Annotated in this window: 10 protein-coding genes and 1 pseudogene; 5 read left to right on the plus strand and 6 right to left on the minus strand. The window is 69.8% G+C overall.

Annotation, left to right across the window (positions count from 1 at the left end; all coding sequences use genetic code 11):
* Positions 1–249 (minus strand): annotated as a pseudogene (locus P7D22_RS20935) (hypothetical protein); the annotation flags it as partial.
* Positions 250–346: 97 nt separating this feature from the next.
* Between P7D22_RS20935 and P7D22_RS20940 the strand changes: the two are divergent.
* Positions 347–745 (plus strand): hypothetical protein, encoded by a 399-nt coding sequence (locus tag P7D22_RS20940; protein ID WP_319936199.1) that lies wholly within the window; start codon positions 347–349, stop codon positions 743–745.
* A gap of 117 nt (positions 746–862) precedes the next feature.
* Complete coding sequence (locus P7D22_RS20945; protein ID WP_319936200.1) at positions 863–1,930, plus strand: lipid A deacylase LpxR family protein; 1,068 nt, start codon at positions 863–865, stop codon at positions 1,928–1,930.
* Here the strand turns inward: P7D22_RS20945 and P7D22_RS20950 are convergent, their stop codons facing one another.
* Complete coding sequence (locus P7D22_RS20950) at positions 1,931–2,242, minus strand: DUF6460 domain-containing protein (protein WP_319936201.1); 312 nt, start codon at positions 2,240–2,242, stop codon at positions 1,931–1,933.
* A gap of 143 nt (positions 2,243–2,385) precedes the next feature.
* Between P7D22_RS20950 and glmM the strand changes: the two genes are divergently transcribed.
* A complete protein-coding gene (glmM, locus tag P7D22_RS20955; protein WP_319936207.1) occupies positions 2,386–3,744 on the plus strand; it encodes a phosphoglucosamine mutase in 1,359 nt (452 codons plus the stop codon).
* 39 nt (positions 3,745–3,783) lie between these two features.
* Here glmM and P7D22_RS20960 read toward each other — a convergent pair whose 3' ends face one another.
* Positions 3,784–4,380 carry an outer membrane protein gene (locus P7D22_RS20960; RefSeq protein WP_319936202.1) on the minus strand — a complete coding sequence of 199 codons (597 nt, stop codon included), beginning with the start codon at positions 4,378–4,380 and terminating at the stop codon, positions 3,784–3,786.
* Positions 4,381–4,547: 167 nt separating this feature from the next.
* Here P7D22_RS20960 and P7D22_RS20965 point away from each other — a divergent pair, with 167 nt between their 5' ends.
* Entirely contained in the window at positions 4,548–5,528 is a 981-nt protein-coding gene (locus P7D22_RS20965) for a TIM44-like domain-containing protein (protein ID WP_319936203.1), read from the plus strand.
* 43 nt (positions 5,529–5,571) lie between these two features.
* Here P7D22_RS20965 and P7D22_RS20970 read toward each other — a convergent pair whose 3' ends face one another.
* On the minus strand, positions 5,572–5,910 hold the full coding sequence (locus P7D22_RS20970; RefSeq protein ID WP_319936204.1) for an FKBP-type peptidyl-prolyl cis-trans isomerase: 339 nt from the start codon (positions 5,908–5,910) through the stop codon (positions 5,572–5,574).
* A gap of 81 nt (positions 5,911–5,991) precedes the next feature.
* Between P7D22_RS20970 and P7D22_RS20975 the strand changes: the two genes are divergently transcribed.
* On the plus strand, positions 5,992–7,248 hold the full coding sequence (locus tag P7D22_RS20975) for an allantoate amidohydrolase (protein ID WP_319936205.1): 1,257 nt from the start codon (positions 5,992–5,994) through the stop codon (positions 7,246–7,248).
* A gap of 3 nt (positions 7,249–7,251) precedes the next feature.
* Here the strand turns inward: P7D22_RS20975 and P7D22_RS20980 are convergent, their stop codons facing one another.
* Together P7D22_RS20980 and cbiD are read right to left on the minus strand one after the other, a co-directional pair.
* Positions 7,252–8,523 carry a urate hydroxylase PuuD gene (locus P7D22_RS20980; protein WP_319936208.1) on the minus strand — a complete coding sequence of 424 codons (1,272 nt, stop codon included), beginning with the start codon at positions 8,521–8,523 and terminating at the stop codon, positions 7,252–7,254.
* Between the two features lie 128 nt (positions 8,524–8,651).
* Positions 8,652–9,424, minus strand: a 773-nt coding sequence (gene cbiD / locus P7D22_RS20985; RefSeq protein WP_319936206.1) for a cobalt-precorrin-5B (C(1))-methyltransferase CbiD, incomplete at its 5' end; no start/stop codon positions are given.

The raw sequence follows: 9,424 nt of genomic DNA on the forward strand, positions 1-9,424 counted from the left end.
GGTTCCGGCCGCCGGGCCGCCGCTGGTGCCCGTGCCGCGGCTGGCCCCATTGCCGAGACCGCTACCGGTGCCGTTGCCGCTGCCCCCGGGACCGCCGCCGACCGGCCCGCCATTGCCGAGTTGGACGCGCAGCATCGGCAGGGCGTCCGCTTGCGCGAGCCCAACGGGGCTCGTCGGCATGGCCATGCCGGGGGTGCCGAACGCGGCCAGGCACCCGGCGGTCGTTAAGGTGGCGAGAAGGCGGTTCATGCAATGTTCCCGTGTCACAGGCTCGTGGTCCTCAAAGACGCCCGCGCCGCCTTGGTTCCGTAGCGGGTGCAAGCCCGACCCAGATCAGGACCCCATCATGCGCTTTTTCCCCTGCCAGCCGCTCCTGGCCCTGCTGCTGATCGCCGGCACCGTCGAGGCGGCTCACGCCGACGAGGCCCGCATTGTGCCGTCGGGCACGAACCAGCAGATCGACTTCTTCGCCAGCGTGAACCCCGATTGCTCGACGCCCGGCCTGCCGACCGTGCGGCTGATCGACGGCCCGCAGGCCGGCACGGTAACGACCGACAAGGGCCGCGACTTCATGGCCTTTCCGCACGGCAACCCCCGTTCGGCCTGCAACAAGCGCCGCGTCGCGGGGCTGAAGATGTTCTACCGGGCCCCGAAGGGATTCATGGGCACCGATCACGTGCGCATCCTGGTGATTTCCGCCAACGGCATCGGCCGCGAAGCCAGTTACGCCATCCAGACGCGCTGAAGGGGAACCCCGGAAACGGTGCGCGGCGCCCACACCCGGGGTTAAAACCGCATCCCCTGGCGAGGATAGGCGATGCCGCCGCTTGTCAGGGCGGCGTAGCTTCAACAGGCTGGCGCGATGCTTCGCTTCACCGCTCGCGCGACGGTCGCCCGATTCGTTGCGGCGGCGCTGGCCCTCGGCCTTGGCGCAGCCGCCGTGAGCCTGCCGCCCGCACCGGCCCAGGCGGATGAACACGGCCGCCTCACCTTCACCGAGGAGAACGACGGTCTGCTGCCCGACGGACGCGACCGCCATTACACCCAGGGCGCGATGATCACCTTTCTGTCGCCAAGCGTGCGGCCGGAGGATGTCACCACCCGGCTGTTCGACGGCGTGGCGAGCGTGCTGCCGATCTTCCAGTCCGGGGCTGGCACGCAGCGCAAGTTCGCGGTCACGGTGGGCCAGACCATCTTCACGCCGACCCGCACCCACGATGCCGTGCCGGACCCGACCGACCGGCCCTTCGCGGGCTATCTCTTCACCGGCGGCAGCCTGATGCAGGACACGGGCGGCACCCTGCTGGAAACGCTCGAGGTGCTGGGCGGCGTGGTGGGCCCGGACTCGCTCGCCCGGCAGGCGCAGGAAGCCTTCCATGCGGTCGCGGGCTTCAACAACCAGAACCTCGACCAGGGCTATCGCTATCAATTGCGCAACGAGCCCGGTTTCCTCGTCACCTACGAGCGCAAGTGGCGCTTGTGGCAGACGCATGTCGCGGGCTTCGAGGCCGAGGTGATCCCCGAGGCGGGCCTGACGGCCGGCAACGTGATGACCTATGCGGCGGCCGGCGCCACGGTGCGGTTCGGCCAGAACCTCGGCGTCGATTACGGCATGGAGCGCATCCGTCCCGCGGCGGGGGGCAGCGCCTGGTTCGACGCCGCGCGGCTCGAGCACGATATCGGCTGGTCCCTCTTCGCCAGCCTGCAGGGCCGCGCGGTGGCACACAACATCTTCCTCGACGGCAATTCCGTCGTGAACAGCCGGTCGGTCGAGAAAAACATCGGCGTCGGCGATGTGTCGGCCGGCGCCTCGGTGTTCTACCGCGACTGGGCGAAGTTCGACGTGTCCTTCACCGAGCGCTCGAAGGAGTTCAGGACCCAGCAGGGCGCCGACCATTTCGGCCAGGCGAGCCTGGCGGTCCGGTTCTGATCAGCGCCTGCCCCCGCCCGCCGCGAACACCCTTGCCAGCAGCCAGATCGGCACCACCACCAGGGCGCCTGCCGCCATGTAGCGCCCGACGTCATGCACGGCGCCGAAGCCCATGTTCCACACGTGCAGCACCAGCCGCTGCACCCCGTCGACCAGCACCAGCGGGTCGATGTCGAGCCACACCATCATGGCGCCCACCACCAGGGACAGGACGGCGAGCCGCACCACCACGGCCGTTGGGGCGCCACCCATGTAGCGACCGAGTCGGGACTGCGAAGAATGGGCGGGTTCGGACGGGATCATGGTCCCCATGTGAGCCATCGGGCGGATGCGATCAAGCCGGCCGCAGCCACGCCCCTTGGCAAGCGCTTGTTAAACACCGTAACGCATCGTGAATGGCAGCGGCGGATGGCGCTTGCTAGCGTGACGGAAACGTGAAGCGGAAGATCGAGCCTATGGGCAACGCCTATTTCGGGACGGACGGCATCCGGGGCCGCGCCAATGGCAAGATCACGCCCGATCTCGCCATGAAGGTCGGCCAGGCCACCGGCCTCCTGTTCCAACGCGGCTCGCACCGCCACCGGGCGGTGATCGGCAAGGACACCCGGCTGTCGGGTTACATGATCGAGACGGCCCTGGTGGCGGGCTTCACCTCGGTCGGCATGGACGTGATGCTGCTCGGCCCGGTGCCGACGCCGGCCGTCGCCATGCTGACGCGCTCGATGCGGGCCGACATCGGGGTGATGATCTCGGCCTCGCACAACGCCTATGAGGACAACGGCATCAAGCTGTTCGGGCCGGACGGCTTCAAGCTGTCGGACGAAATGGAGGCCGACATCGAGCGCCTCATCGATGGTCCGATCGGCGCCCGGTTGTCGAAGTCGCCCGACCTCGGCCGCGCCAAGCGCATCGAGAGCGTGCATGCGCGCTACATCGAATTCGCCAAGCGCACCCTGCCCCGCAACATGTCGCTCGAAGGCCTGCGCATTGTGGTCGATTGCGCCAACGGCGCCGCCTACAAGGTGGCACCCGAAGCGTTATGGGAGCTCGGCGCCGAGGTCTTCGCCATCGGGGTCGAGCCCGACGGCCTCAACATCAACCGCGATTGCGGCTCGACCGCCCCGGCGACGCTGGTGGCCAAGGTGCGGGAAATGCGGGCCGACGTCGGCATCGCGCTCGACGGCGACGCCGACCGCCTCATCATGGTGGACGAGCACGGCACGATCATCGACGGCGACCAGCTGATGGCCGTGATCGCCGGCAGCCTGCAGGACGACGGGCGCCTGGCGAAGCCCGGGGTGGTGACCACGATCATGTCGAACCTCGGCCTCGAGCGGCACCTCGCCGATCTCGGCCTCGGCATGGTGCGCACGGCGGTGGGCGACCGCTACGTGCTCGAGCACATGCGCCAGCACGGCTACAACCTCGGCGGCGAGCAATCCGGCCACATCATCCTGTCGGACCATTCCACCACGGGCGACGGCCTCGTGGCGGCCCTGCAGGTGCTGGCCGCGGTGCAGAAGAGTGGCAAGCGCGTCAGCGAGGTGTGCCACCGCTTCGAGCCGGTGCCGCAGATCCTCAAGAACGTGCGGTTCGCGGGCCCGAGCCCGCTCGGCCAGGACCATATCGTGAAGACCATCGAGGCCGGGCGCGAGCGCCTCGGCGCCGGCGGCCGCCTCGTCATCCGGCCATCCGGCACGGAACCGCTGATCCGCGTCATGGGCGAAGGCGACGACCATGGCCTCGTCGAAGCGGTGGTGGACGATGTGTGCCAGGCTTTGTCGGCGCGGGTGAGCGCCATCGCGGCCGAATGAAAGAAGCCGCCGCTCGAAACGCGGCGGCGCTTCACGCCGTCAGGGCAGCGCGGCCCCGTTGCCATGGAGGCTCTGCACCGCCAGCTCCACCGTGGTGTTGGGCGTCAGCTGGTAGGCGAAGCCGGCTCCGACCGTCGCATAGCCCCGCAGGTCGCCGGACGCGTTGAACAGGTCGTTGACGGCGTCGTTCGTGCCGCCGAGGCCACCGAGGGTACGGCCGCTCGGCCGCGCCGCGAGACCGCCCACGGTGACGAAGGGCATCAACCGGCCCATGTCGTAGCCCACCTTGGCCTCGACATCGGCATAGTCGAAGCCGCGCCTGGACCCGCTGAAGAGGCTTGGCGCATAGCCGGCGCCGCCCTCGATGCCGACCACCCAGTTGTTGTCGAGTTCGTGCCGGTAGCCCGCGAAGCCGCCACCGCCAAAACCGCCCCCCACGCCCTTGCCGCCCGACACCGCGAAAACCTCCGTGCCGACGTAAAGCCCGGCCCAAGGCGAGGGCTCGCCCGCCGGTGCCGTCAAGGCAAAGGTGGGCAGCGCCGGCTGGTTCAGCTCCGTCGCGGTCGCAGAGCGCACGGATGCCAGCAGCGCCATTGCGAGCCCGGCCGCGAGCCGCTTGCTGATCCCGTCCACCATGGCGCCCATCCCGACCCTCGTGGGCCGATATAATGGGTCCCGGGCCACAGGGTCAAAACAGCGACGGCCGATGCTTACGAAAGCTACATCTTGGCCGCCTTGCGGGCTCCCTCGGCCGCTCCCCATATGGACCGTGGCGGCAATTCGACCGCATTGCGACGAAGGTCATGACCTCCTCAATCCCGTCCCCTCGCGGAACGTCGTTCCGCACCACGCTCGCAGCCGGCCTCGCAGCCCTGGTGGTTGCGGCGGCGGTCGTTCCGTCGGCCGAGGCCCGCATGGGCGGCGGCTCGTCCTTCGGATCGCGGGGCAGCCGTAGCTATTCGGCGCCGCCTTCGACCGCGACGGCGCCCCGCCAGGCCATGCCGTTCGGCAACAGCGAGGCGCCCCGCTATGGGCAGTCGATGCCGGGCGGCTTCGGGGCCGGCATGGCGCAGCCGCGGCGCTTCGGCTTCGGCACCGGCCTCGCAGCGGGCCTGCTCGGTGCGGGCGTCCTCGGCATGCTGACGGGCCATGGGTTCTTCGGTGGGCTCGGCGGCTTGACCTCGATGCTCGGCCTGCTGCTTCAGATCGGCCTCATCGTGCTGCTGGTGCGCTTCGCGATCGGGTTCTTCCGCAACCGCGGCTCGGCCTTTGCGGGCCCGGCGGGTGGTGGCATGGGTCGGTCGCCGCTCGGCGGCCTCGGGGGTGGCGCGGGCACAGGCTTCGGCGGAACACGGCCCGCGGGACCTCAGGGCACGCCGTTGCAGGTGACGCCTGACGACTTCACCGCCTTCGAGCGGCAGCTGTCGGAGATCCAATATGCCTACGGCCGCGAAGACATCACCGCGCTCGGCCGTCTGGTGACACCCGAAATGTTGCGCAACCTGCAGTCGGAACTCGACGCCACGCGGCGCCGCAACCTGCGCAACGATCTGGCGGATGTGCGCCTGCTGCAGGGCGACCTCTCGGAAGCCTGGCGCGAAGGCTCGACCGACTATGCCACCGTGGCGATGCGGTTCAGCTGCCGCGACACCACGGTGGACCGCAACACGGGCCGGGTGATGGAAGGCGATCCGTCGAGCCCGGTCGAGGCGACCGAACTCTGGACATTCCGCCGCGACGCCGGCAGGCCCTGGTGCCTGTCGGGCGTGCAGCAAACCGGCTGAGTGACGAACGGCGCCTCTGGGGCGCCGTTCTTTGTTTCAGGGTTCAGACGCCAAGGAGTTCCACCTCGAACACCAGCGTGGCGTTCGGCGGGATGACGCCGCCGGCGCCGCGCGCGCCATAGCCGAGTTCGGGCGGGATGGTCAGCTTGCGGCTGCCGCCGACCTTCATGCCCTCGACGCCCTCGTCCCAGCCCCGGATGACCTGGCCGCCGCCGAGTTTGAACACGAAGGGCTGGCCGCGATCCTTGCTGGAATCGAACTTCTTGCCGTCCGTCAGCCAGCCCGTGTAGTGCACCTGCACGGAGGCACCCGGCTTGGCTTCCGCGCCCGTGCCCTCGGTGATCTCCTCGATCTGCAGCCCGGATGGTGTGGTGGTGGTCATGCCTGCTCCTGTGTTGGATCGCCGCTCAGTTAGGGCGCCGGCACCGCGAGGCCATGCCGGAGGGGGTGGAGACGTGCGGCATTGAGCGAAACCTTCGTACGGAACGAGGATCGGGGTGCGCCCTTGATGGCGCAGCTTGCGGCGCTGGCGCGGCACAGCGCCGAACCCGGCGCGATGACGCGCCTCTACCTCACGCCCGCCCATGCAGCCGCGATCGAGACGGTGTCGGACTGGATGCGCGCGGCCGGGCTCGACACGACCGTCGATGCGCTCGGCACCGTGGTGGGGCGGCTCGCAGGCCCCCGGCCCGACGCCCCGACGCTGATCCTCGGCTCCCATATCGACACGATCCGCAATGGCGGCCGCTTCGACGGCACGTTGGGCGTGGTGGTGGCCATCGCGGCCGTGGCGCAGCTGCGCGCCGAGGGCGTGGCACTGCCGTTCGCCATCGAGGTCGTGGCCTTCGGGGATGAGGAAGGCGTGCGCTTTCCGCACACCCTGTCGGGCTCCCGGGCGCTGGCCGGCGGCTTCGATACCGCTGCCCTGGAAGGGCGCGATGCCGACGGCGTGACGCTGCGCGAGGCGCTGCTCCACTTCGGCCGCGATCCCGAAGCCATCGCGGCCCTGGCGCGCCCGCCTGGCTCGGTGATGGGCTATCTCGAGGTACATATCGAGCAAGGGCCGGTGCTGGAGCACGAAGACGTGCCGGTGGGCGTCGTGACGGCGATCGCCGGGGCGACGCGGCTCAAGGTCGAGATCGTCGGCACGGCCGGCCACGCCGGCACGGTGCCGATGCGGCTGCGACGCGACGCGCTCGCGGCCGCGGCAGAGATGGTCGGCCTCGTCGAAGCTCTGGCGCTGGCCGACCCCGCCGTAGTGGCGACCGTGGGGCAGATCGAGGCGCAGCCCGGCGCCGTCAACGTCATCGCGGGCGCGGCACGCCTGACGGTCGATCTGCGCAGCCCCGACGACGCCGCCCGACTGGCGGCGCTGGACCGTCTCGAGGACGGCTTCGCGGCCTGCGCGGCGCGGCGCGGCGTCGGCATCACGGTGACGCGTTTCTACGAGGTCGCGGCGGCCCCTTGCGGCGCCACGCTGCAGGGTGTTCTGGCCGAGGCCGTATCGCGGCAGGGCCTGCCGGTGGTGCGCCTGCCGAGCGGCGCCGGCCACGACGGCCTCGCGATGGCGCGGCTTTGCCCGATCGGCATGCTGTTCGTGCGCTGCACCGGCGGCATCAGCCACAACCCCGCCGAGTCGATCACCGCCGCCGATGCCGGCGTGGCACTCGCGGTGCTGGTCGAGGCGGTGCGGGCGTTCGCGGCAACGCCGACCGGCTGACGTTCAGGTTCGGGGCAGCAGCCAAGCAGCGAGAACGCTTCGTTCTTCGGGCGTCATCTCGGACAGGTTGTTGGGCGGCATGGCGTGGCTCAGCACGGCCTGCACCCGGATGGCGTCGGCCTGCCGGGCGATGGCGGCGGGCGTGTCGAGATGCACGTTCTTGGGGGCGATCTGCAGCCCCTCGAACGCCGGTTGGGCCGCATGGCACATGGCGCAGCGGGTGGAGATCACCTCCACCACGGCCGGCGGCGGCAGCGCATCGGCCAACCGCAGCGGCATGGCCGCAGGCTCTGTGGCCGCGGCGGCCTTGCCGGGCTCCGGCGCGGCCAACGGCGGCAGGCCCAGGCGGTCGCGTCCGCTCGGGCTCGCAGCCATGCCGGCGTAGAAGGCCGTGAACAAGGCCAGCGCCGCCACGGCCCAGGCCCACCAGGGCGAGCGCCAGTTGTCGCCATGCAGGCGATGCCGGATGTTGAAGAAGTGCCGCACCACGGCCCCGGCCACGATCACCAGCGTGACCACCAGCGGGATCACCGCATTGTCGGCGAAGGTCGTCGGGTAATGGTTCGAGATCATCATGAAGATGACCGGCAGCGTGAAATAATTGTTGTGGGTGGAGCGCTGCTTGGCCTGATGGCCGAAGGCCGGGTTGGGGGTCCGCCCGGCCAGAAGGTCGGCCACCACCTTCTTCTGGTTGGGGATGATGTTGAGGAACACGTTGCCGGTCATCATCGTGGCCATCAGGGCCCCGGTGTGGATCATGGCGCCGCGGCCGGAAAAGACATGCGCCCAGGCCCAGCTCATGCCGATGACAAAGACGAACACGAGGCCCGCCAGAAGCGCGTCGTGCCGCCCCACCAGGCGCCGACAGGCCTGATCGTAGACGACCCAGCCAAGCGCCAGGCCGCCGACGCCGAGCAGCACGGCCTCGAAGGGCGCGAGCCGCATCACCTCCGGGTTGACGAGATAAAGGCTCGACTGCCCGTAATAGATCCAGACCATCAGCGAGAAGCCGGAGATCCAGGTCCAATAGGACTGCCATTTGTGCCAGGTGAGCTCGGGCGGCATCTGCTCGGGCGCCACCAGATACTTGCGCATCTCGTAGAAACCGCCGCCGTGCACCTCCCAGGCGACGCCGCCCTTGGCGATGGTCGGCGTGGTTCTGAGGCTCGCATCGAGGTGCATGAAGAAGAACGAAGCACCGATCCACGCCATGGCGGTCACGATGTGCAGCCAGCGCAGCAGCAGCGATCCCCATTCCGTCACATAGGCGGCCAGCATCGATCCCCGTCCTCCCGCCCCTTAGAAGCAAGAACCCTGCCTAGAACAGGACGGCCTGGGATTGAAGCCGTAAATCGGCGCAGCCGTGGATGTCGGGCCCGACAACGACGCGACGGTCGTGCGTCTTACGACCGAGCCGCCTGCGGGCTCTCGCCTGCATTCGTGAGCAAGGCGTCCGCGCCCGCCGCGGCCAGAAATCCCCCTTGCCGGTCGAACGCCACCACATCGAGCCTGACATCGGACCGATCGAGCGCACGCGATGCGGTCGTCCAGGCCGCCTGTACGACCAAAGCGGCCAGCGGCAGGCCAGACGCGCGCGACGCTTCGAGCACCGCGAGGGCGGTGTTGGCGCTCCGTGCGGCCTCGACGGCCGCCGCGGACCCGCCCGCTTCCGCGACCCGTGCGGCCAGCCAGTCGAAATCCACCGCGTCGCGCCGGGAATGCAGGTCGAGCAAGCCTTGGCCGAGCTTGCACATCTTGGCGAAGCCGCCCGCCACCGTGACCCGCGGGACGGGGGTGCGGCGCAGGTATTTCAGCATGCCGCCGACGAAATCGCCCATGTCGATCAACGCCTGCTCGGGCAGGCCGTAGAGCGCCTTGACGGCGGCCTCGGAGGTAGAGCCGGTGGCGCCCGCCACGTGGGCCAGACCGGCCGCGCGCGCCACATCGATCCCGCGGTGAATGGTGGCGATCCAGGCCCCGCAGCTATAGGGCACCACGATTCCGGTGGTGCCCAGCACCGACAGCCCGCCCAGGATGCCGAGGCGGGCATTCATGGTGCGCAGCGCGATGCGGGCGCCATCCACGATGCCGACCTCCACCACCAAGTCGGCCGGTACGCCCTGGGCCGACGCCACCTCGGCCAGGGCGGCAGCGATCATGGCGCGCGGCCCCGGGT

Origin of the sequence: Lichenihabitans sp. Uapishka_5 (assembly GCF_033947565.1) — a bacterium.
Lineage (GTDB): Bacteria > Pseudomonadota > Alphaproteobacteria > Rhizobiales > Beijerinckiaceae > Lichenihabitans.